The sequence below is a fragment of the Halomonas aestuarii genome, assembly GCF_001886615.1.
GTDB lineage: Bacteria > Pseudomonadota > Gammaproteobacteria > Pseudomonadales > Halomonadaceae > Halomonas > Halomonas aestuarii.
The window spans coordinates 2,956,218-2,976,519 of record NZ_CP018139.1; the positions used below are offsets into that span (position 1 = coordinate 2,956,218).

Below are 20,302 nucleotides of genomic sequence, written 5' to 3' on the forward strand. Positions count from 1 at the left end.
ATGAGACTCATCAACTTCATCGAATCCTTGACACTCCGTGCCGGTTGGCTCGGTGCGGTGCTGATCTTTCCGCTGATCGGTGCCTTGGTCTACGAGGTCTTCAGTCGCTATGTGCTCGATCGTCCAACACTGTGGGCATTCGAGATCAGTTACATGGTGATGGGAGCGATTTTCATGCTGGGCATGGCCAATGCGCTACGCGTGGGCCAGCACGTCAGCGTCGACATTCTCAGCCTCCAGATGGGAGCACGAAGCAATGCTCTGATCCGGCTGGTGGGGTATGCACTCTTCCTGCCGGTGTTGGCGTGGCTGGTGTGGGAATTGTCGAAGTATGCCCTTGCCGCCTTTGAATCCCAGGAACGATCCGGCCGGTCGGCCTGGAATCCGGTGATATGGCCGGTCTTCACCGTGTGGTTCGCGGGTTTTCTGCTGCTGGCGTTGCAGGTCGTGGCGGAGCTTCTCAAGTCGCTGGCCACCCTCCAGGGCCGAGCACCCGAAGCGGAGGGTGAGTCATGAGTGATTATCTGGCTCTGCTGATGTTTCCGGCACTGCTGGCCTTCATCATTGCTGGCTTTCCCATTGCGTTCTCGATGATCGTCATCGCGACCATCTTCGGCATCATGCAGTTCGGGGATGCGGCGGCATACCAGTTGCTGACCAAGATCGAGGATACCGCCTCGAACTCCATCCTGGCGGCGGTGCCGCTGTTCATTTTCATGGGGGCCGTGCTGGAGCGCTCCGGTATCGCCGAGCGCCTCTTCGGTGCCATCCACCTCTGGACCACCAAGTTGCCCGGCGGGCTCGGTGTCGGCGCCATCATCATGGGGACCTTGTTCGCTGCTTCCAGCGGGGTGGTAGGGGCCACTGAGGCGGTGATCGGCATGCTGGCGGTGCCGGTGATGCTCAAGCACCATTACAGCAAGAGCCTGCTCTCCGGGACCATATGTGCCAGTGGTTCTCTGGGCACCGCCATCCCGCCCTCGATTACCGTGGTGGTGCTCGGGCCGGTAGCCGGAGTCTCGGTGGGCTCGCTGTTCAGTGGCCTGCTCATTCCTGGCTTCCTGATGGCGGCCATGTTCCTGATCTACATCATTGGTGTGGCTTATCTGAAGCCAGAGATGGCACCACAGGTGGAAGAAACGGATCAGGTGCCGCTGGGCGCCAGGTTACGTATCACGCTGGTGGCGCTTCTGCCCACCCTGGCGCTGATCTTCGTGGTGCTCGGGACGATCCTGATGGGCGTGGCCACGCCCACCGAGGCAGCGGCCTGTGGTGCCCTCGGGGCTATCCTGCTGTCGCTGGCGTACCGTAACTTGACGTTCAAGGTTCTCTGGCATGCGGCCATCAGGACCATGAACATATCGGCCATGATCCTGCTCATCGTGTTGGGCGGGAGCATGTTCGCCGGCGTGTTCTTCGCGGCGGGAGGCATGGCCACCGTGCAGTCGCTGCTGATGGATACTGGCCTCAATCCCTGGATGATCCTCGCAGTGATCCTGCTGATCACCTTCATTGCCGGTTTCGTGCTCGACTTGATCTCGGTGGTGCTGATCATCATTCCCGTCGCCATGCCAATCGTCAGGATGCTTGGGTTCGATGAGATCTGGTTCTGCGTGGCGTTCCTGGTGGTGTTGCAGACCAGCTATCTGACGCCTCCACTGGCACCTGCGATCTTCTACTTGCGAGCCATTACCCCGCCTGAAGTGACGCTCAGGCACATGTATGCCGGTGTGGTGCCCTTCATCGTGGCCCAGCTACTGGTGCTTGCCCTGGTGCTGACCTTTCCGGGTCTGGCGACATGGCTTCCGGACGCCATGAGCGGACCTTCCTGGAAATAAACCGACCGGATGTGTCGGCGGGCCTCGGCCCGCCGTTTTTTCAGAGCCGACAGTCGATGCGGTTCGCCCGCGCCTCGATCCTGGGCATCACGGTCTGGTCGATAAACGTCTGGCGATGGCCACCGTAGCCCTCCGGTGGCGGTGAAGGGGTCTCGCCCAGGTCGATGATCGTGGCATGGGCCCGACGCAGATACTCGCAGCTCTCCCCGGGTCTGTTCTGTCGCTCGAGCACCGTCGACAGGTTGTACGTGATATCGAGCGCCAGGGGACGAATCTCGGGGATAGAGAGGCTGATCCTGTCGGCTTCCCGCAGGGCTGCCTCTGCCTGGACCAGGTTGCTGGTCATCTCGTAGACCCGCCCGTACTCGTTCATGATCGCCGCCTCGAGGTGACGGTATTCCCGTCCCTGTGGATCAAGGCCTTCCAGGTTTCGTTGTGCCTGATGAAGACTGGGGAGGGCCCCCCGGGGGCGACCCTTCTCCAGCCAGGCGCGTGCGGAATGGACCAGTTCCCAGGGATCCGAGGTATCCGGCGGGGTGCCGTAGGGGCTGGCGGCACAGCCGCCGAGGATGAGCGTGGCAGCGCAGACCGGCAACGCACGTCGCATGTTCATGAGACCCCCGAAGGAAACAGGACCGGCGAGGGCCCCTTGCCCTTCACCTCCCGGCATTCTAGTGCAGCGCGGAGGGCCGTCGCCTTCTCGATCAGGGCATCATCTGGCGCTGGCCCGCTGCCGAAGGCATGATGGCGCCACGCTCGCCGCTGCGCGGCCGTTGCCGCGAGGCGTATGCCGGACCAGAATCCGCCCGAACGACCGGCGGCGGCAAGATGCCCCGCCGTCACACGAGAGAGACGCGTGCCAGGCACGCAAGGAGCCAGCCATGTCCCGCACGACTCGCCTGTACGACCTGCTTCAGGTGATGCGTCAACACGATGGCCGCATCAGCGGGCCCGACCTCGCCGAGGCGCTCGGCATCTCGCTGCGGTCGCTGTACCAGGATATCGCCGCGTTACGGGCGGTGGGTGTCGAGATCGCCAATGAGCCCGGGGTCGGGTATGTCCTCGCGCCCGGCGTACTGGTGCCCCCGCTGAACCTGACCGAGGCGCAGTTCGACGCGCTCGCCCTGGGCCTGGGCCGGGTCAGGGACGATGTCACCGCGCCGCTGTCGAGCTCCGCCGGCGAGGTGCTGGGACGCGTGTCCGAGGCGATGCCCCATGAGTTCGGGGAGGGACTCGCCAGGATCGGCCTGGAGGAAAAGCCCCCCGCGGATGTGCCGCCGGCGGACGTCGACACCCGCCCGCGGGAACTCGTCTTCTACACCAACCCGCTCTCCCGGGGCGGGATCGTGCACTGGATGCTCGAGGAGCTCGGCGTGCCCTATCGCACCGTCACCCTCGAGTACGGTCCCGCGATGAAGTCGCCCGACTACCTGGCCATCAATCCCATGGGCAAGGTGCCGGCGATTCGCCACGGGGACGAGGTCATCACCGAGGCCGCCGCGATCTGTGCCTACCTAGCCGATGCCTTTCCCGCGGCCGGGCTGGCGCCGCCGCCCGCCGCCAGGGCCGACTACTACCGCTGGCTGTTCTTCGCCGCCGGGCCCCTCGAGGGCGCACTCGGGCTCAACGCCCTGGGGGTCCACCCCACGCCCGAGCAGCAGGTACAGCTCGGTTCCGGCGACCTCTGGACGGTGCTCGACACCCTTTCCAGTGCGGTCGCCGGGCGTCGCAACATCGCCGGCGACACCTTCAGCGCGGCGGACATCGTCGTCGGCTCGCACCTCGGCTGGGGCATGCACTTCGGCACCATCCCCCGGCGCCCCGAGTTCGTGGCCTACTGCGAGGGCCTGAGGGACCGGCCGGCGCGTGCCCGCTGCGAGGCGTTCGTCGAGCAGGCGCTCTCGCCGCTGGCCTGATGGCAGGGCCCCTGATGCGACGGGGACTGTTCCGCCGCCATGGCCACCTGGCCGTGGCGGTCCTGGTGTTGCTGCTCTGGTCGCTGTCCGGCAGCGACTGGGCCGGCCTGCTCTTCCTGCCCGTCTGGGTGCTGGCCACCCAACTGATCGTGGCCGGCAGCCTGGAGGCCTCGCGGCTGCGGCGTCGTGCCTGGCTGGGCCAGTACCTGCGTGACGATTCCCCCTGGCACCGCTGGCTGAGTGGTGGCGCGCTGATGGTGGTGCGTCACCAGCTGGTCGGCGCGCTGCTGGCGCTGGTGCTGCTGGTGAAGCTGCGACTGCTGGCCCCGCTGGACTGGCCCCTGCTGCTGGCCGCGGTGCCGGCGCTGGTGTTGGCGCGAAGCCGCCTGCGGCGTCGCCTCTCCCGCCACGTCGTGGCCGAGCATCTGCCGGCCGTGACGCGGCGCCTGGTGGTGCTGCCGACCGCCGCGCTGCTGACCCTGGCGCTGGTCCTGGCGGCCCTCTGGCTGCCCCAGCCCTGGCTGGTCGGGCTCGGCTGGGAGGAGGCGCTCGCCCGCCACCTGCCGGGTGGCGAGGGGCATGCGCTGCTCGGCTTCTTCGAACGTCTCGCCGCCAGCGCCGAGGTCACCCAGTACTGGGCCATGCAGAATGCCGTGGAGCGCTTCCAGCTCGCCACGCCCGTGGCGCTGATGGGCTGGGTGCTCCTGCTGATGACTCAGGGCGCCGTGGCCTGGGCCTATGTCCGCCTGCTGGTGGGCGCCGAGGCGCTGCGTCGGGAAGGCGCGTCCGCCCACGTCGATGAGGGAGGGCGGCCATGAGCCAAGCCGGCCCCGCGTCCTCCGTTCCGTCGCACCGCACTGAACCGCGTCGCTCCTGGCGCGGCTGGGCGCTCTCGGCCCTGGTGGTCGTGGCGCTGATGCTGATGCTCGAGGCCGGCCATCGCTGGCTGGAGGCCCGCAGCCAGGCGCCGCTGTACCGGGTGATCGTGGCGGGCGAGACGCTGACCCTCGATGCCGCGCGCCATGCGGAGTTCTCCCAGGACCTCTCGACGCTCGCCGCCGAGGCACAGGCGACCGTGGTCGCGCGCCTGGACCCCTGGGTGAACGCGCGCCTCGACCGGGCCTTTGCGCCCCTGGAGGCGGCGGTGCCGGACTACCTGGACTGGTACTTCTCCGCCGCTGGCAGCTACACGCGACTCGGCGTGGCGCTCATGGGGGGGCTGGATCCCTGGCTGGACGAGCAGCGTCATCGGCGGCTGGTCGAGGCGAGCGGCATCGAGGCGGCCCTGGCCGAGCTCCAGTCCGACCACGCGATGCGCCTGGCCCACGAATCTCGGGTGCTGGTCGATGACATGGGCAAGACGCTCCTCGAGCGCTACGGCTCCCGGCAGGTGACCGGGACAGGGCAGGAGGCGCGTGAGCTCCCGGCCCTCGACCTGGATGGTGCGATGGACCAGGCCCTCCAGGCGGGGCTGGACACCGCGCGCTGGCGCACGGCCGCCCTCGGCGGCAGCAGCCTCGGCCTGCTGGCGGGGCGGACCCTGGCAAAACGGCTGGCCGTCTCGGCCGCCGGGCAGGGCAGCCGGATGGCCCTGCGCGCCCTGGCGGCGCGCCTGGGGGCCGCCGGGGCCCGCTCCCTCACCACCGGAGGGGCGGCGGCGGCGGCCGCAGCCCCCGCCGGCCCCGGTGCCTTGGCGGTGGGCACGGTGGCCACCGTCGCCAGCGTCGTCGGTAGCGAGTTCGCGATGTTGAAGGTGCAGGAGGCGCGTCACCGCCCGGTCATCGAGGCCCGGTTGCGCGGGGGCATCGACGAGGCCCGCCGGGCGATCTCGGCCTCCCTCGAGGACACCGCCTCGGCCGCCGCCGCCCGCCTGGCGGACGGGCTCGAGGCCCAGGCTACCCCGCCCGAGCAGGGCAAACCGGGACCGCATCCCTACCGCATCCTCGGCCGGCACGGCCCGTAGCGACGGGAGAGGGCCTAGATGGCGCGAGGTCAGGCCTCGTGCAGGCGCCGGTGCAGGGCCTGGATCCTCTCGGCGAACTCCGGCACCGGCCCCTCGACGACGGCGTTCGGCACTATCTCCTGGATCGGCAGGGCGCGGACGGGCGGCGGGGCCACCCCCATCTCCGAGAGCCAGCCGACCAGCTGCTCGGAGGAACTGGCGTAGACGATGCGCCCCAGCCCGACCCAGCCGTGGGCAGCGGCGCACATCGGGCAGTGCTCACCCGAGGTGTAGACGGTGGCCCGGGCCCGCGCCTCGGGCGTCAGGTTCTCCGCGGACCAGCGGGCCAGGAAGAACTCCGGGTGACGGGTGGCATCCCCGCCGGCCACGTGGTTGTGGTCCTCGAGCAACACCGTGCCATCGCCGCTCACCAGCACCGAGCCGAAGGGCTCGTCACCGGCCGCCAGGGCTTCCTCGGCCAGCTCCACGCAGCGCGTCAGGTGCTGCCGGTCTGTCTCGGTGATCATCGTCATTCCCTCCATCGCCTGTGGCTGTCGCTTCCCAGCATACGACCGCGCCGGAGGGCTTTCATGCACCCGACGGCATTTTCCCCTGGTCCGCGACGAGGTCGCAGCGGATGCCGGCAGGTCGTCTCGGACGTCGCGGAGGCTGTCACCGTCGATGGGGGCCGGCTTCGCATCAGGCTCAAGGACGGACCTCTCACCTGTGCTATGGTCCTATCACTACCGACCCTTGGGAGCCCATCGGTATGCCGGCATGAATCAGCATGACCTCATGGTACCCACCGAGATGATGGATCTCCTGCCCGACACGATCTGCATGGTCGATGCCCAGGGCCGCTATGTCTTCGTCAGCGCCGCCTGCGAACGCCTGCTCGGCTACACGCAGGCGGAGCTCGTCGGCAGCAACATGATCGATCTGGTGCACCCGGAGGACCGGGAGGAGACCCTGGCGGCGGCCAGCGAGATCATGGGCGGACAGTTCAAGATGCATTTCCAGAACCGCTACGTGCGCAAGGATGGCCGCATCGTGCATATCATGTGGTCGGCGCGCTGGTCGGAAGACAACTGCCTGCGCCTGGCGGTTGCCCGCGACATCACCGAACTCAAGCACGCCGAGCGCATGCAGGGCGCGATCTACCGGATCTCGGAGGCGGCCCACGATGCGGATCGCCTCGCCGACCTGTACCCGCATGTTCATCGCATCATCGGCGAGCTGCTGCCGGCCGAGAACTTCTTCGTCGTGTTGTCTGATCCGGCCCTGGAGCGCATCTCGTTCCCGTATTTCGTCGACGAGCGCGAGGGGGATCCCGGCGTCCAGAAGCTGGATGCCCGTCCACGCATTGCGGAGGTGATCCGCACCGGCAAGCCGCTGCTGGCGCCGGCATCCAGTGATCACCCGGACTGGCTGGGGGTGCCGCTGATGACCCGTAGCGGCGTCATGGGCGCCCTGGTGCTGAAGACCTATGCCGAGGGTGTCCATTACTCCGGCGAGGACAGAGAGCTGCTGCAGTTCGTGTCCACCCAGGTGGCCACGGCGATCGAGCGCAAGCAGGCGGAATCCCGCCTGCATCACATGGCGCATTACGATCCGCTCACGGACCTCCCCAACCGGACGCTGTTCAACGACCGCTTCGAGATGGCCTTGCTGAGGGCTCACCGCTTCGGGGAGCAACTGGCCCTGCTGGTCCTGGACCTCGATCTCTTCAAGCACATCAACGACACCCTGGGCCATGCCGTCGGTGATCAGGTGCTGCGCCAGGTGTCCCGCCGTCTCGAGCACTGCCTGCGCACGATGGACACCGTCGGGCGCATCGGGGGAGACGAGTTCACCGTGCTGCTGACCGATATCCAGGGATCTGACGACGTGGACCTCATCGTGGAGAAGATCCGTGCTGTCCTTGACCAGCCCCTTGACCTGGACGGTCGGCCCCTTGTCGTCTCGGCCAGTATCGGCAGTGCCCTCTATCCGGAGCACGGCGAGAACATCGATCAGCTGTTCAACCACGCCGACGCCGGCATGTACACCATGAAGCGTCGGGTCGCTTCCTGACCTGCACCTGTCCCCTCTCCATGTTCCACGCGCTCCTCAGATCGGCAGACATGTCGAGAGCGGCCGCGGCCACCTCGGTTCGTGTCATGCCGTTGTCGCGATGCGGATCCTGTCCAGCCGAGCTATCGTTATTTTCATGGTATCTGATTAGGTCTGGGCGTGGCCGAGGTGAGGTATCACCTTCTTGAACGCGTTTTCGTGCTCGTCCAACATCAGCGCAACCCGCCCAGTTACTGTCGATCGCCCCACCTGGGTGGATTCAACGTGGCTAGTTGCCTCGGAGTCAGGTGGCTTGGAGCTCGGTCGATAGGAGGAATGGTGAAGACCATGAGTGAGTCAGCCGATCCTGCATCCGCATCGACCTTCACGCTCAAGCCCCCGATGGCGCGGATCTCCGTGGGAATTCGTCGTATCGCCTTGGGGGTCGTGTTGGCGTTGGGGCATCTTCCCGCTATCGTCCTGGCCCAATCATCCTGCCCTGGCATTCACGTGAAGATTCTGGACATCAGAAACAGCACCGGCGCGGTAGCCTGCGCGCTTTTCGAAGCACCAACGGGCTTTCCTACCGAGTTCCTGCACTCCGCAACCAACATCATGATCATCAAGATCCGGGATACCCAGGCGCGTTGCGACTTTGAAGACATCCCGCCGGGAACCTATGCGCTCGCCGTCATTCATGACGAAAACATGGACGGGAAGCTTGGCACCAACTGGCTGGGGGCTCCCACGGAAGGCTACGGTTTTTCCAACGACGCAAAAGCCTTCATGAGTGCGCCCTCGTTCGATGCCGCCAGCTTTTCCTACAATGGGCAGACCCTGGATATGACCATCAGACTCAACTACTGATGACGCGTTGTGGGAAGGGACATCTTGCCTTTCCTCCGTCAAGGCCGCCGCCAAGCGACGGCCCCCATCGGGCCGTGCCCTCCCGAGTCGCGTGGAGGGAAGGCGAGGGAGTTAACGGTTCCCCGTTGGCAACGCTAAGCGGACGGAGCTAGGCTGGTGCCATTACACATGGCAACAGCTCGGCAACAGGGCTGCCCCAAGGATCAGAGAAGGTGGCCTGGCAGTGAGACTCACCGCGGTTTCATCGACTGTCCGGCATGCCTGCGAAAATGGCTGAACCCGTGGCATGAAGCAATGCTGTCTTTCCGGCCGATTTTGAACCACGGCGGACCTGCCGGCAGCAATAGCAGCTGGTTCGTCATCTGTGTCATGCAGTCGGCACGATGGGTGTTGTCATGGCGCTGAATCATGATGAATATCTGTCCAACTTTAGATGGTGGGAATGTGAGCAAGGAACGATAAATCACAATTGACCGCCGACGCGTTCACGTCAACCAGCGATCTGGTTAGAAAATGCCTGTTTGCGTGCTGTTTGGCGTGATCGTGCGTGGAAGCGTTGCTATCTGGAGAAACGTATCATGTTTCTGCATAAGAAAAGGGCAGGGGAGTACCAAACGAGAATTGGCCATGACGAGTCAATTTCAAACGTTCCCGTTCCTTCTGAGGTCAGGGCGTCAACAACGGCTGCAGGGGCGGTGGGAGCATTGGCGGTAGGCGCCTTGGCGATTGGCGCTGTTGCCTTCGGGGTACTTGCCATTGGTAGGCTCGCGATCGGCCGTGCACGAATTCGCCGACTAGAGATCGATGAATTGGTGGTGGGAAAGCTCTACGTCAGCGATACGCTAGAGTCACCAGGTAGGCCACTGGCTGAGAGTGATAAAGCCCCCTAACCCTTGGCTAGAGGTGGACCCGCCAAACAATGTGGCAGGTTCCTGGGAAAACCGATCCGAACCTCATTTCAACATGTCTTCAGAGGGGCAGGGGGCAATGGAAAACCAGGAAGCTTTCAACAAAGCGAAGAAAAAGGTAGAGGCCAAGATCGGATTCTATATTCATCTGGGCATTTACGTGGTGGTGAATATCATGCTGGTGGCTATCAATCTTCTCACATCAAGCCAATACTTCTGGTTCAAGTGGCCACTTATTGGATGGGGCATTGGCGTACTCCTTCATGGGCTGGGGGTCTTCGCTTTCCCTGGAGAGTCAGCTATCAAGGAAAGGATGATTAAAAGAGAGATGAAGAAAGCTGGCCGTAAGAAGCACTGATTTCACCAAACGCCAGGTTCAAGGGCTTGCACTGACAAGCATCTGAAGTTGACGTTGAACCCGGAGAAGTGACTCGCTCTGTCGAAGGCCATAGTGCCTCACACATCAACAGTCACCCAGCCTGGTTGACTCGCTATATCAACCCGGAGTCACTATCCGGCCCTGATCGAGTCAGGCCTGCATGATGCCGTCGGCCTCACCAGAACTCGTCCATCAGCAGCAGCAGGGTGACCACCACCGCGATCAGGACCAGGCCGTTGCGTACCCAGCCGACCCATCTGGCCAGGCGCGGAAGCCATGCCATTGCATCGGTCGGGGTCTCGACCGTTTCCCTGATCCCGTCCGTCGCCATCGGGTGCCCCGGCTGTCGCCGGGGCCTCAGCCAGCGGATGAGTTCCCGCCCGCTGTCGAGCACCGCGGGCAGGCGGGCCAGCAGCGCCGCCAAGGCCGTCAGCAGCATGGCCAGGTAGAACAGGACGCCGATGCCCATCATCAGGGCCTCGCCCGACCGCCAGCCCGAGCCCTCCCCGAGCCCCAGCATGCCGAACCAGACCATCGCGGCGACGGCGCCGACGGCGGCCAGGGCCTCCTTGAGGTGGGGCAGCAGCCCGAGCACCAGCAGGACGAGCCCCGTCACGGCGAGCCAGCCGCGCCGGGCGGCGTCGCTGAGCCACAGGCCGGCCCGTCGCAGGAGCGCACGGAGGGCGAACGGCAGCACCAGGATCGTGGCCAGGGCCAGGGCCAGCACCAGCAGGTCCCGGGGCTCGTCGACCTCCAGCCCCAGGATCAGCGGCAGGCTCACCGCGCCGACGAGCGCCAGGCCGAACCAGCTCCCGGAGGGCCAGGGGGTGCGGGTGCCATCCCGGCGATCGCGCAGGCCGTGACCCAGCGCCCCGAAGGCGAAGGCCACCACCAGGGTGCCGAGGTTGGCGCTGCTCCAGGCCAGGAGCACCCCGGCGACCTCCACGGCGGCGGCGATGGCCATCACGCCGAGGATCCCGCGACGCCGATACCGCCATCCGGCCAGCAGGGCCGCCAGGGGCAGGGCGAGATTGCTGCCGACGGGGGCGAGCGATTGGATCAGGTCGCCACGCTCTCCCGCCAGCGTGACGAGGGCGTGCCAGGCCGGATACCCGCCCCACAGCACCAGCAGCAGCGCGAGGGTGGCCAGGGGCCAGCGCGGGAGGGCCGTGCCGGACGTCCGCTCCTCGAGGAGGGTGTGGCCGTATCGCCCGGCCAGGAAACAGGCCGCGCCGGTCAGGAAGTCCGCGGGGCTGTCCAGCCGGTAGTGGAGCCGCCCGGGGAGGTCGAGCACCGTCCCGTCGAGCATGGCGAGGGCGATCCCCGCGGCGGTGGCGAGGCCCAGGGGGCCGAGCACCGGAGGGGCCGGGGCCTGGGCCCAGCCGAGCAGGAACAGCAGGAAGAAGAGCAGCGGGAGCAGGCTGACGATGACCATCACATCGAGCCCGCTGTCGAGCCTTTCCCGGGCCACCATCACGTGAAGCGGCAGCAGGACGAGGGCGGCGAGGAAGCCGAAGCCCGGCCTGAAGCCGCCGGAGAGGTCGGGCATCGGCCAGCGGGCCGCCAGCAGGGCGGCCAGGGCGATCGCGACGAGGTAGAGGCCCGGCTCTGCGGGAAAGCCGCCCGCGAGCATGAAGAGGCCGAAGGGGAGCAGCAGCCCGCCGACCACGACCATGCCGACTCCCCGCCAGCCGTGGCGGTCGCCGGCAAGGGCCGCCAGGGGCACGCAGGCGAGGGCGGCATGGAAGCTCAGGGTATCGGCCACGCGCAGCTGGAAGGAGAGCAGCAGGAAGGCCGGAAGCAGCCAGTAGGGGCTCGTCATCATCGCTCCTCCCGGGGCCCGGTCGGCACGTCCCCTGCACGTCTCCTCGGCATCGGCCAGCGTGGCAGGGCGAGCGGCCGGCCCGGGGGCCGGCCGTGTGGCCTCATGCCGTGTGGTAGCGGCAGGTCACCGACGGGTTGAACGGCTCGAGGTTGCCTTTGAGGTTTTCACGGAACCAGACGTGCTGGTCGTAGTGCGGCTGGAAGTGGTGGGCCTCCTCCTCGGGCGTGTCCGGGTCGTCGACCATGTAGTCCCAGCGGCGGCCGGCGAGGGTCGGCGGCTCGGTGTGGCCGGCGGCCTCCCAGGCCTGGCGGAACACCAGGTTCTCGATCCCGACCAGCATCAGCGAGCCGTCTTCCTGGGGCTCGTAGAGCAGGATGGCGGGGCTCATGAAGTCGGTGTGGGTGCCGGTGCCGTCGACCCGGGGCTCGGTGACCGTGATGCCGAGCAGGTCCGGGCGCAGGTAGTGGATGCCCATGGCGCCCAGCTCCGCGGGCAGGCCATGGGCCGCGGCACTCACGCACTCGCCGGAGGGATCCGGCACATACCCTTCCGCCAGGGCGACCTTCACGTCCTCGAAACGCTGCGTGGCGGCCCGCAGAGTCTCGATCATTGCCTCGGTGTCGTCGGCCATCAGGGAGCCGGTCGGCAGGCTCGCCGCCGCCAGCCCGGCGGCGATGACGCCGCCCCACAGGATGCCTTGCATCGCTTGTTCCTCCAGGTGAGGCGTGCCGGGCAGCCAACAGCCAGGCGGCACGCGGCGGGCCCCGCGAACGCCGCGGGAGGCCCAAGATGATGGGACCATCCCTTCAAGAATAGCGGGTGCGGGCCGCAAGGTCGGCAGATAATGGGGTCATGACGGGGCGCTGGCGGGGTCGTCCCCGAGACACGCCAGAGAGGCCTTGAGGGTCATGGCGAGCCTCCTGGGGCGGGTATTGGGGAAAGGCTCCTGCGCTGCCACACTGGGGGCTCGATCCATCGACCAGGAAGACCGCGATGAGCAACGGACTCTACCAACAGCTGACCTGCGACTGCCAGGCGGTCTGCCTGCTGGCTTGCGGTGCGCCGCTCGGCATCGCCACGAACGGCGCGGACGAGGCCGTCACCCTCTGGCCGCGCGAGGCCGTGCAGGTTGGCGAGGGCGTCGACGAGCTCGCTTCCCGCGCGGGGGACTCGGGCGGCGATGTCCAGTCCTGCCGTCGCTGCGGCGAGGTGATGCTGGTCGAGCATGACGAGGCGGGCGTGGTGGCGCTGTCCTGGACGCCGGAAGATGATGACGCCGCTACCCTCGAGGTGGCGGAATCGATCCGCACGCCCCTGGAGGCCCTGGGCTATCGGTTCTAGTCCTCGCCCGGCGCTGGTCCGCGCCCGATGGTGGTAGGGCCGGTGCGGGTCATTGCGGCGAGCCCTCAGGCCAGGGGCGGATAGCCCAGGGCCTGGCGCAGCCGCTCGGCGTTCGTCGCCACCCAGCGCGGGTCGATGGGCCCCCAGTCGCGGATCACGTAGGCGCCGATGTTGTGGCGCTCGCCCGGCAGGTGCTCGAACTCGCAGAGGATATCCAGTTCGGCCAGGGCGGTGAGGGTGTCCTGGGCGGTGCGCCGCGGCATGCCGGTGGCCTCCATGATGGCGGGCACGCTGGTGGTGCCGTTGGCCACCAGGTGGGCCACGTAGAGGCGGCGGTAGAAGCTGGTTCGGGTCTTGCTCAGGGTCATGCGGGGCATCCTTGACGCGTTACAGGCTGACGCGGTCGATATGGCGGCGGAAATACATCTCCAGGCTCAGGGTCAATGCCCAGCGTGGGTCGCGGTCGTCCTCCCGGCGGAAGTGCAGCGAGGGCGAGACATCCACGAAGGTGAAGCCCTTGTGGATGTCCCGACGGTAGCGTACCTGCAGGTAGCTGTCCTCGATGGCCGGGTGTGAGGCGCTTTCGCCCAGCGCCACCGCCGAGTAGCGCAGCACGCTGCGGCGGTTCAGGCGGCGGTTGAGCTCTACAGCCTGGCTGTACTCGAGGGTGTCCTCGGTCTCGCGCCACTGGACGTTGGTGAGGAAGCGTAGGTGACGGCTGTCATCGAGCGCCCGTCCCAGGTCCCAGCGGGTGCGCGCCGAGTAGCCATCGCCGTTGAACCAGGAGAGTCGGTTGTCGCTGTTCAGCTGCCAGGGCCCCTCGTCCAGGGTCCAGAGCCGCTGGCTGGTCAGGCGTACGTAGGGTTCCAGCGGCAGTCGCAGCTTGATCCCGGCCCCGACGCGGGTATTCCACTGGCGTCGCTTGTCGCGCTCACCGAGCCGGTTGAGGCCCACCAGCAGGTCGTCGAGGCTGCCGGTCTGGTCGTCGGTGAGGGCCGACTCCTGCTCGGCCAGGGTGCCGCGGGTCTCCTCGGGCTCGCTCTCGATGATCAGGCGCAGGCGATCCTCGGTGGTGGGCAGGTCGAGCCGGAAGCGGGCGCCCAGGTCCTGCTCGAACGGCTCGCCCTCGCGCCAGTCCATCTCGTCGCGGATGCGCAGGTAGGAATCGGTATTCACGGTCAGGGCATCGGTGGTGCCGAAGAAGCCGTCGATGCTGCGCGAGGTGCCCTCCACCCAGCGAGAGACGCGGGCATGGAAGGGGCCGAGCTTCTTGTCGGCCCATTCCGGCAGGTCGCTGTCCCCGAGCGGGGCGTCGCCTGGCGCGGCCTGGGCCTCGAGGCCCAGGGCGACGAGCGTCACCACTATCCCGATCCGTAATCCCCTCACCCGTACGCCCCCCCGCTTTTTACTGGAGTCTACCGGCTTCATGGCCCCCGGCACCATGCCGGCGACCAGGCGGACTCGGCGTCCGGTCGAGCGGCCGGCCCGTCGACGATGATCGAGGTCAAGGCAAGCCGGCAGATTGCTGCCATGCTGATAATTGGTCCGAGAGGACGCGGGGCCATGGCGTCCTGCTGCCCCGGGACGGCCAGGCAGGAGGTAAGCCCATGAGCTGGAACGTCTTCATCATCGGCTACGACGCCCTCAGTCGGCGCATGCTGCCGAACCTTCGGCATGCCGAGGAGTATGTCTTCCATCCGCTGCTCTCCCTCGACCAGGTGGTGCATGCCGAGGAGTATCCCTTCGACCGCCTGGTGGAGGAGGCCCTGACGGAACTACGGGGCTTTTCCGGCACGGTGGACGCCATCGTCGGCTACTGGGACTTTCCCACCAGCGGCCTGCAGCCGGTGCTGCGACGCGAGTGGGGACTGCCCGGCCCTACGCTGGAGGCCTTCCTCAAGTGCGAGCACAAGTACTGGAGCCGCCTGGAGCAGGCGCGCTCGGTGCCGGAATGCGTCCCGGCTTTCCAGGCGCTGGATCCCTTCGACGACCGGGCCGTCGATGCCGTCGAGATCGACTATCCGTTCTGGATCAAGCCGGTGAAGGCGCACTCCTCGCACCTGGGCTTCCGCGTCGAGAATGCCGATCAGCTGCGCGAGGTGCTGCCGATCATCCGGGCGGGCATCGGGCGCTTCGGCCGGCCCTTCGACGAGGTCACCGCCCATGCCGAGCTGCCCGACGAGGTGGCGGCGGTCACCGGCCATCACTGCATCGCCGAGGCCATCATCTCGTCCGGGCGCCAGTGCACCCTGGAGGGCTACGCGCAGCACGGGGAGCTCCACCTGGTGGGCATCGTCGACAGCCTGCGGGACGCGGCGCATCCCTCCGTGCTGCTGCGCTACCAGTATCCCTCCTCGCTGCCCGACGAGGTGCAGCAGCGGATGCTCGCCATCACCCGTCGCTTCATCGCCCACATCGGCTACGACGATGGGCCGTTCAACATCGAGTACTTCCTTGACGAGCAGACCGGCCAGATCTGGCTGCTGGAGATCAATGCCCGGATCTCGCGCTCCCATGCGGCGATCTTCCAGCTGGTCGACGGGGCGCCGCACTTCCAGGTGATGGTCGATGTGGCACTGGGCATCCCGCCGCGCATGCCCCACCGCGAGGGCCGCTATCCCGTGGCCGCCAAGCAGATGCTGCGGGTCTTCGACGACGGCCGGGTGCGGCGGGTGCCTACCGACGAGGAGATCCGCGAGGTCGAGGAAACGTTTCCGGGCACCCTGGTGCAGGTCAACGTGCGCGAGGGGATGCGACTGTCCGAGCTCAGGCACCAGGACTCCTTCTCCTGGGAGCTGGGGGTGCTGTTCGTCGGGGCGGAGGATCGTGAGGCGCTGGAGGCACGCATCGCGCAGTGCCGCCGGATGCTGCCGTTTGACATCGCGCCGCTGCCCGGCGAGGAAGAGGCCTGATCCGCACCGAGCCCAAGGAGGATGCCATGCGCGTCGTCACCGACTTTCCCCACCCCGTCGAGTGCCGTGACCCGGTGTGGATCCCCATGGCCGACGGCGTCCGGCTGTGCGCCCGCCTCTGGCTGCCGGAGGGCGCCGAGGAGCGCCCGGTGCCAGCCATCCTCGAGTACATCCCCTACCGGTTGCGCGACGGCTCCGCGCGACGCGACGCCCAGCACCATCACTACTTCGCCGGCCACGGCTATGCCTCGATCCGCGTCGACCTGCGGGGCAGCGGCGACTCCGGCGGGGTGCTCGAGGACGAATACCTCGAACAGGAGCTCCTCGACGGCGAGGCGATCCTGCGCTGGCTGGCGGCCCAGCCCTGGTGCGACGGCAGGGTCGGCATGATCGGCATCTCCTGGGGCGGCTTCAATGGCCTTCAGCTGGCGGCCCGCCGGCCCCCCGAACTCAAGGCGGTGGTCAGCGTCTGCTCCACCGACGACCGCTACGCCGACGACGTCCACTACATGGGCGGCTGCCTGCTGGGGGACAACCTCTCCTGGGCCTCCACCATGTTCGCCTACAACTCCCTGCCGCCGGACCCCACGGTGGTCGGCGACGACTGGCGCGCCATGTGGCACCAGCGCCTGGAGGGCAGCGGGCTGTGGCTCGCCACCTGGCTCGAGCACCAGCACCGCGACGACTACTGGCGGCACGGTTCCATCTGCGAGGACTTCTCGCGGGTGCAGGTGCCCATCCTTGCGGTCAGCGGCTGGTCGGATGGCTACTCCAACGCGGTCAAGCGGCTGGTGGCCGGCCTGCCCGACCTCTGCAAGGGGCTGATCGGTCCCTGGAGTCACAAGTACCCCCACCTGGGCGAACCCGGACCAGCCATCGGCTTCCTCCAGGAGTGCGTGCGCTGGTGGGACCAGTGGCTCAAGGGACGCGACACCGGCGTGACGGAGGAACCGGCGCTCAAGGTGTGGATGCAGGACAGCGTGCCGCCGACCACCAGCTACGGCTGCCGCCCGGGGCGCTGGGTCGCCGAGCCCTGCTGGCCGTCGCCCAACGTCGTGCAGGTCAAGCTACCGCTGTCGCCCGACCGGCTGCACCTCGACGGACGGCCCGTCGAGGAGGAGACCGAGCTGACCGTGCAGTCTCCGCTGACCTGCGGGCTCTTCGCCGGCAAGTGGTGCTCCTATTCCTCCGGCCCCGACCTGGCCCACGACCAGCGCCAGGAAGACGGCGGTGCCCTGACCTTCGACAGCCCCGCCCTGACGGCGCCGCTGGAGGTGATGGGGGCGGTGGTGGTGGAGCTGGAACTCTCCTCCGACAGTCCGGTGGCCATGGTGTGCGCCCGGCTCAGTGACGTGGCGCCGGACGACAAGGCCACCCGGGTCACCTATGGCCTGCTCAACCTGACCCACCGGGAGAGCCACGCCTCGCCGAGTCCCCTGGAGCCGGGGCGTCGCTACCGGGTCCGCCTGCAACTGAACGACGTGGCCCAGGTGTTTCCCCGAGGCCACCGGCTGCGGCTGTCGCTCTCCAGCTCCTACTGGCCCCTGGCCTGGGCGCCGCCGACGCCGGTGCGGCTGACGATCGTCGACCGCGGCAGCGCGCTGCACCTCCCGGTGCGTCCGCCCCGGGAGGAGGACAGCCGCCTGGCGCCCTTCGCCGAGGCGGAGGCGGCGCCCACCATCCCCTCGACGTCTCTCGCGCCCGGCCATCACAACTGGTACGTCCATCGCGACCTGGCCGAGGACCTCTCGACCCTGGAGGTGATCAAGGACAACGGCCGGATCCGGCTGGAGGATTCCGGGATCGAGGTGGCGACCCGGACAGTGGAGACCTATCGCTCCCGGAACGACGATGTCGATTCCTTGGAGGGCACGACCCGCTGGGAGCGGTCGCTGACGCGGGGGGACTGGGCGGTGCGCACGGTGACGTTCACGCGCCTCACCTCGGACGCCGAGACCTTCCGGCTTCACGCCACCCTGGACGCCTACGAGGGCGAGACGCGGGTCTACTGCCGCAGCTGGGACGTCAGCATGCCGCGACGGCTCGTCTGATCCTTCCGAGTCGACCCTTCAGCGCCCGAGGAACCACTCCTTCATGACGGCGGTGATGCGCCGCATCTCGGCCTCGGAGGTGATGTAGGCGGGCATGGTATAGAGCCAGCGCCCGATGGGGCGCAGCCAGATTCCCTGGTCGCGGGCCCAGTCGCCTACCCCGGCCAGCGACCGGGCCTCCCTGGCCTCGATCACCGCCGTGGCGCCCAGCACCCGGACGTCCGCAACCTCGGGATGGGCGGCCAGCGCCTCGTCCTCCAGCAGGGTCTCGCACAGCACCCTGTTCAGGTCGGCGATCCGGCCCAGGTAGTCCTCCTCCTCGAAGACCGCCAGGCCCTCCAGCGCCACCCGGCAGGCCAGCGGGTTGCCCATGAAGGTGGGGCCGTGCATGAAGGCATGCTCCGGCGTGTCACCCACGAAGGCGTCATGCACCCGGTCGGTGGCCAGCGTGGCGGCATGGCCCAGGTAGCCGCCGGTCAGCCCCTTGGAGAGGACCATGATGTCCGGGGTGACGTCGGCATGGTCGGCGGCGAACATCCGTCCGGTGCGCCCGAACCCCGTGGCCACCTCGTCGAAGACCAGCAACACGTCGAACTCGTCGCACAGCGCGCGGGCCCCCCTCAGGTAATGGGGCGAGGTCATGTTGAGTCCCCCGGCGGCCTGGAGCAGCGGCTCCATCAGCAGGGCGGCGATCTCGTGGTGGTGGCACTGAAGCACTTCGCGCAGGGCGGCCAGGTCGGCCTCCACCTCGTCCGGCTCGGCGTCGAAGGGCGCCGTGGGGGCCGGCGCGAAGTGGTGGCGGGGCAGGTAGCCCGCGAACAGCGAGTGCATGCCCTCCTCGGGGTCGCATACCGCCATGCAGCCCGCCGTGTCGCCGTGGTAGGCCTTCATCAGCGAGAGCAGGCGATGCTTGCCCGGACGCCCCTGCAGCTGGTGGTACTGCACGGCCATCTTCATGGCGACCTCCATGCCCACCGAGCCGCTGTCGGAGAAGAAGACGTGGTCGAGCCCCGCCGGGGTGATCCGGACCAGCGCCCGGGCGAGGCGGTCGGCGGGCTCGTGGCTGAGCCCGCCGAGCATCACGTGGCACAGCTCGCCGGCCTGCTCGCGGATCGCCGCCACCAGTCGCGGGTGGGCGTAGCCGTGGATCATGCACCACCAGGAGCAGGTGGCGTCGAGCAGCGTCTCGCCGCCCTCCAGGGTGAAGGTCGCCCCCTTGCCGCCGATCACCTTCGGCGCCGGTCGCTGGGTCTTGAGATGGGCATAGGGGTGCCAGACGGGGGACGTCATGGAAGCCTCCGGGGAGTCGGCAGGGAGTGAAACGGGACAGGGCACGAGACGGCGGGGCGCGCGAACGGCGGACACGCGAAGGCGCCGGGCTTGCCGGTGAGAAGACGGAGAAGTCGTTCGTGAAGCGTCGAACCGGGATGGTGCGGATGGGGAGACTTGAACTCCCACGCCCGAAGGCACCAGAACCTAAATCTGGCGTGTCTACCAATTCCACCACATCCGCACGGGCAGGCAGGCGACCACATTCTACGGACGCCCCGTCGCAAGTCAATCGGCATCGGGCAGCTCCAGGTGGTCGGCGGCGGCCTCGGCCAGGGCCGCGTGTCCCTCGGCCGCGAGCCTCGGCACCACCCCCAGGCAGGGCGCGGGCAGGGTGGCACGAAGCGTCGCCAGGTTGTCGCGGAAGAGCGCCGCGTCGCCGGCCGCATCGAAGGAGAGGCCGGGCTCCAGGAGGTTGCCCACCCAGCCGGCCAGCGGCAGGCCGTCGGCGCGGATCGCATCACAGGTCAGCCGGGCGTGGCTGATGGCGCCGAGCCGCAGCCCGACCACCAGGATCACCGGCAGCGAGAGGCGCACGGCGAGTCCCGAGAGGTCCTCGCGCTCGTTGAGCGGCACGCGCCAGCCGCCCGCGCCCTCGACCAGCGCCAGGTCGCGTTTCAGGGCGAGTGGCGGGCGCACCTGGTCGGCCAGCGCCTCGAGGGTCGGGATACGCCCGGCTCGCCGGGCGGCCAGATGGGGCGCGATGGCGGGCTCGAAGGCGAAGGGGTTGATGGTCTCGTAGGGCAGGGCCGGACGGGTCTGGGCCGCGAGTGCCAGGGCATCCGCGTTGCGCAGCCCCCGGGCGGACGGCTCGCAGCCGGAGGCCACGGGCTTGAGTCCCAGGGTGGACAGGCCCCGGCGGCGGGCCAGGGCGAGCAGGCCGCTGGTGACCAGGGTCTTGCCGGCATCCGTGTCGGTGCCGGTCAGGAAGAAGGCGGGCAT

The 20,302-nt window shown here is 67.9% G+C and carries 19 protein-coding genes and 1 tRNA gene; 11 read left to right on the plus strand and 9 right to left on the minus strand.

Translation table 11 applies throughout. From position 1 onward, the window contains the following. Both BOX17_RS13765 and BOX17_RS13770 read left to right on the plus strand, forming a co-directional pair. Positions 1–516: a TRAP transporter small permease subunit gene (locus tag BOX17_RS13765; RefSeq protein WP_071945475.1), complete on the plus strand. Its 516-nt coding sequence runs from the start codon at positions 1–3 to the stop codon at positions 514–516. Next, positions 513–1,838 carry a TRAP transporter large permease gene (locus BOX17_RS13770; RefSeq protein ID WP_071945477.1) on the plus strand — a complete coding sequence of 442 codons (1,326 nt, stop codon included), beginning with the start codon at positions 513–515 and terminating at the stop codon, positions 1,836–1,838. Before BOX17_RS13765 ends, BOX17_RS13770 begins: the two co-directional genes overlap by 4 nt. Before the next feature lie 40 nt (positions 1,839–1,878). Here BOX17_RS13770 and BOX17_RS16855 read toward each other — a convergent pair whose 3' ends face one another. Next, positions 1,879–2,451, minus strand: coding sequence for a tetratricopeptide repeat protein (locus tag BOX17_RS16855; RefSeq protein WP_125925572.1), 573 nt, complete (start codon positions 2,449–2,451; stop codon positions 1,879–1,881). Positions 2,452–2,719: 268 nt separating this feature from the next. Between BOX17_RS16855 and BOX17_RS13780 the strand changes: the two genes are divergently transcribed. Genes BOX17_RS13780 through BOX17_RS13790 form a run of 3 tightly spaced genes read left to right on the plus strand, consistent with a single transcriptional unit; the run spans position 2,720 to position 5,717 of the window. Then, entirely contained in the window at positions 2,720–3,754 is a 1,035-nt protein-coding gene (locus BOX17_RS13780) for an HTH domain-containing protein (protein WP_071945481.1), read from the plus strand. A gap of 14 nt (positions 3,755–3,768) precedes the next feature. After that, entirely contained in the window at positions 3,769–4,572 is an 804-nt protein-coding gene (locus BOX17_RS13785) for a hypothetical protein (protein WP_125925574.1), read from the plus strand. Beyond that, on the plus strand, positions 4,569–5,717 hold the full coding sequence (locus BOX17_RS13790; protein WP_071945486.1) for a hypothetical protein: 1,149 nt from the start codon (positions 4,569–4,571) through the stop codon (positions 5,715–5,717). The genes BOX17_RS13785 and BOX17_RS13790 overlap by 4 nt, the downstream gene beginning before the upstream one ends. A 29-nt stretch (positions 5,718–5,746) precedes the next feature. On the opposite strand, the gene BOX17_RS13795 is transcribed toward BOX17_RS13790, so the two are convergent. After that, positions 5,747–6,223, minus strand: coding sequence for a nucleoside deaminase (locus tag BOX17_RS13795; protein WP_071945488.1), 477 nt, complete (start codon positions 6,221–6,223; stop codon positions 5,747–5,749). A gap of 250 nt (positions 6,224–6,473) precedes the next feature. On the opposite strand from BOX17_RS13795, the gene BOX17_RS13800 reads away from it, so the two are divergent. The 3 genes from BOX17_RS13800 to BOX17_RS13815 all read left to right on the plus strand — a co-directional run bounded on the left by BOX17_RS13800 (position 6,474) and on the right by BOX17_RS13815 (position 9,881). Continuing rightward, positions 6,474–7,769: a sensor domain-containing protein gene (locus BOX17_RS13800; RefSeq protein WP_071945490.1), complete on the plus strand. Its 1,296-nt coding sequence runs from the start codon at positions 6,474–6,476 to the stop codon at positions 7,767–7,769. Between the two features lie 315 nt (positions 7,770–8,084). Further along, on the plus strand, positions 8,085–8,615 hold the full coding sequence (locus tag BOX17_RS13805) for a DUF2141 domain-containing protein (protein WP_071945492.1): 531 nt from the start codon (positions 8,085–8,087) through the stop codon (positions 8,613–8,615). A gap of 987 nt (positions 8,616–9,602) precedes the next feature. Then, positions 9,603–9,881, plus strand: a complete 279-nt coding sequence (locus tag BOX17_RS13815) for a 2TM domain-containing protein (protein ID WP_071945494.1) — start codon at positions 9,603–9,605, stop codon at positions 9,879–9,881. 196 nt (positions 9,882–10,077) lie between these two features. Here the strand turns inward: BOX17_RS13815 and BOX17_RS13820 are convergent, their stop codons facing one another. Both BOX17_RS13820 and BOX17_RS13825 read right to left on the minus strand, forming a co-directional pair. After that, entirely contained in the window at positions 10,078–11,727 is a 1,650-nt protein-coding gene (locus tag BOX17_RS13820) for a hypothetical protein (RefSeq protein WP_125925575.1), read from the minus strand. A gap of 100 nt (positions 11,728–11,827) precedes the next feature. Then, the gene (locus BOX17_RS13825; protein WP_071945498.1) at positions 11,828–12,430 is read right to left on the minus strand and encodes a hypothetical protein; all 603 of its coding nucleotides are present in this window, start codon (positions 12,428–12,430) and stop codon (positions 11,828–11,830) included. A gap of 290 nt (positions 12,431–12,720) precedes the next feature. Here BOX17_RS13825 and BOX17_RS13830 point away from each other — a divergent pair, with 290 nt between their 5' ends. Beyond that, entirely contained in the window at positions 12,721–13,068 is a 348-nt protein-coding gene (locus BOX17_RS13830) for a hypothetical protein (RefSeq protein ID WP_071945499.1), read from the plus strand. Between the two features lie 65 nt (positions 13,069–13,133). Here the strand turns inward: BOX17_RS13830 and BOX17_RS13835 are convergent, their stop codons facing one another. Both BOX17_RS13835 and BOX17_RS13840 read right to left on the minus strand, forming a co-directional pair. After that, a complete protein-coding gene (locus tag BOX17_RS13835) occupies positions 13,134–13,436 on the minus strand; it encodes a winged helix-turn-helix domain-containing protein (RefSeq protein WP_071945500.1) in 303 nt (100 codons plus the stop codon). Positions 13,437–13,455: 19 nt separating this feature from the next. Beyond that, a complete protein-coding gene (locus tag BOX17_RS13840) occupies positions 13,456–14,430 on the minus strand; it encodes a hypothetical protein (protein ID WP_341853285.1) in 975 nt (324 codons plus the stop codon). A gap of 245 nt (positions 14,431–14,675) precedes the next feature. Here BOX17_RS13840 and BOX17_RS13845 point away from each other — a divergent pair, with 245 nt between their 5' ends. After that, entirely contained in the window at positions 14,676–15,980 is a 1,305-nt protein-coding gene (locus tag BOX17_RS13845; RefSeq protein ID WP_071945501.1) for an ATP-grasp domain-containing protein, read from the plus strand. Between the two features lie 26 nt (positions 15,981–16,006). Further along, positions 16,007–18,031, plus strand: coding sequence for a CocE/NonD family hydrolase (locus BOX17_RS13850; protein WP_071945502.1), 2,025 nt, complete (start codon positions 16,007–16,009; stop codon positions 18,029–18,031). 18 nt (positions 18,032–18,049) lie between these two features. Here BOX17_RS13850 and bioA read toward each other — a convergent pair whose 3' ends face one another. The 3 genes from bioA to bioD all read right to left on the minus strand — a co-directional run bounded on the left by bioA (position 18,050) and on the right by bioD (position 20,302). Further along, the gene (gene bioA / locus BOX17_RS13855; protein WP_071945503.1) at positions 18,050–19,321 is read right to left on the minus strand and encodes an adenosylmethionine--8-amino-7-oxononanoate transaminase; all 1,272 of its coding nucleotides are present in this window, start codon (positions 19,319–19,321) and stop codon (positions 18,050–18,052) included. 138 nt (positions 19,322–19,459) lie between these two features. Next, a tRNA-Leu gene (locus BOX17_RS13860) sits at positions 19,460–19,544 on the minus strand. 44 nt (positions 19,545–19,588) lie between these two features. Next, the gene (gene bioD / locus BOX17_RS13865) at positions 19,589–20,302 is read right to left on the minus strand and encodes a dethiobiotin synthase (RefSeq protein ID WP_071945504.1); all 714 of its coding nucleotides are present in this window, start codon (positions 20,300–20,302) and stop codon (positions 19,589–19,591) included.

Excerpts from the sequence above, each read along its gene's own strand:
- BOX17_RS13820 (WP_125925575.1), bottom strand. The coding sequence starts at position 11,727 with ATGATGACGAGCCCCTACTGGCTGCTTCCGGCCTTCCTGCTGCTCTCC.
- BOX17_RS13800 (WP_071945490.1), top strand. The coding sequence starts at position 6,474 with ATGAATCAGCATGACCTCATGGTACCCACCGAGATGATGGATCTCCTG.
- BOX17_RS13825 (WP_071945498.1), bottom strand. The coding sequence starts at position 12,430 with ATGCAAGGCATCCTGTGGGGCGGCGTCATCGCCGCCGGGCTGGCGGCG.
- BOX17_RS13780 (WP_071945481.1), top strand. The coding sequence starts at position 2,720 with ATGTCCCGCACGACTCGCCTGTACGACCTGCTTCAGGTGATGCGTCAA.
- BOX17_RS13815 (WP_071945494.1), top strand. The coding sequence starts at position 9,603 with ATGGAAAACCAGGAAGCTTTCAACAAAGCGAAGAAAAAGGTAGAGGCC.
- BOX17_RS13785 (WP_125925574.1), top strand. The coding sequence starts at position 3,769 with ATGCGACGGGGACTGTTCCGCCGCCATGGCCACCTGGCCGTGGCGGTC.
- bioD (WP_071945504.1), bottom strand. The coding sequence starts at position 20,302 with ATGCCCGCCTTCTTCCTGACCGGCACCGACACGGATGCCGGCAAGACC.
- BOX17_RS13795 (WP_071945488.1), bottom strand. The coding sequence starts at position 6,223 with ATGATCACCGAGACAGACCGGCAGCACCTGACGCGCTGCGTGGAGCTG.
- BOX17_RS13765 (WP_071945475.1), top strand. The coding sequence starts at position 1 with ATGAGACTCATCAACTTCATCGAATCCTTGACACTCCGTGCCGGTTGG.
- BOX17_RS13805 (WP_071945492.1), top strand. The coding sequence starts at position 8,085 with ATGGTGAAGACCATGAGTGAGTCAGCCGATCCTGCATCCGCATCGACC.
- BOX17_RS13770 (WP_071945477.1), top strand. The coding sequence starts at position 513 with ATGAGTGATTATCTGGCTCTGCTGATGTTTCCGGCACTGCTGGCCTTC.
- BOX17_RS16855 (WP_125925572.1), bottom strand. The coding sequence starts at position 2,451 with ATGAACATGCGACGTGCGTTGCCGGTCTGCGCTGCCACGCTCATCCTC.
- BOX17_RS13835 (WP_071945500.1), bottom strand. The coding sequence starts at position 13,436 with ATGACCCTGAGCAAGACCCGAACCAGCTTCTACCGCCGCCTCTACGTG.
- bioA (WP_071945503.1), bottom strand. The coding sequence starts at position 19,321 with ATGACGTCCCCCGTCTGGCACCCCTATGCCCATCTCAAGACCCAGCGA.
- BOX17_RS13790 (WP_071945486.1), top strand. The coding sequence starts at position 4,569 with ATGAGCCAAGCCGGCCCCGCGTCCTCCGTTCCGTCGCACCGCACTGAA.
- BOX17_RS13830 (WP_071945499.1), top strand. The coding sequence starts at position 12,721 with ATGAGCAACGGACTCTACCAACAGCTGACCTGCGACTGCCAGGCGGTC.
- BOX17_RS13845 (WP_071945501.1), top strand. The coding sequence starts at position 14,676 with ATGAGCTGGAACGTCTTCATCATCGGCTACGACGCCCTCAGTCGGCGC.
- BOX17_RS13850 (WP_071945502.1), top strand. The coding sequence starts at position 16,007 with ATGCGCGTCGTCACCGACTTTCCCCACCCCGTCGAGTGCCGTGACCCG.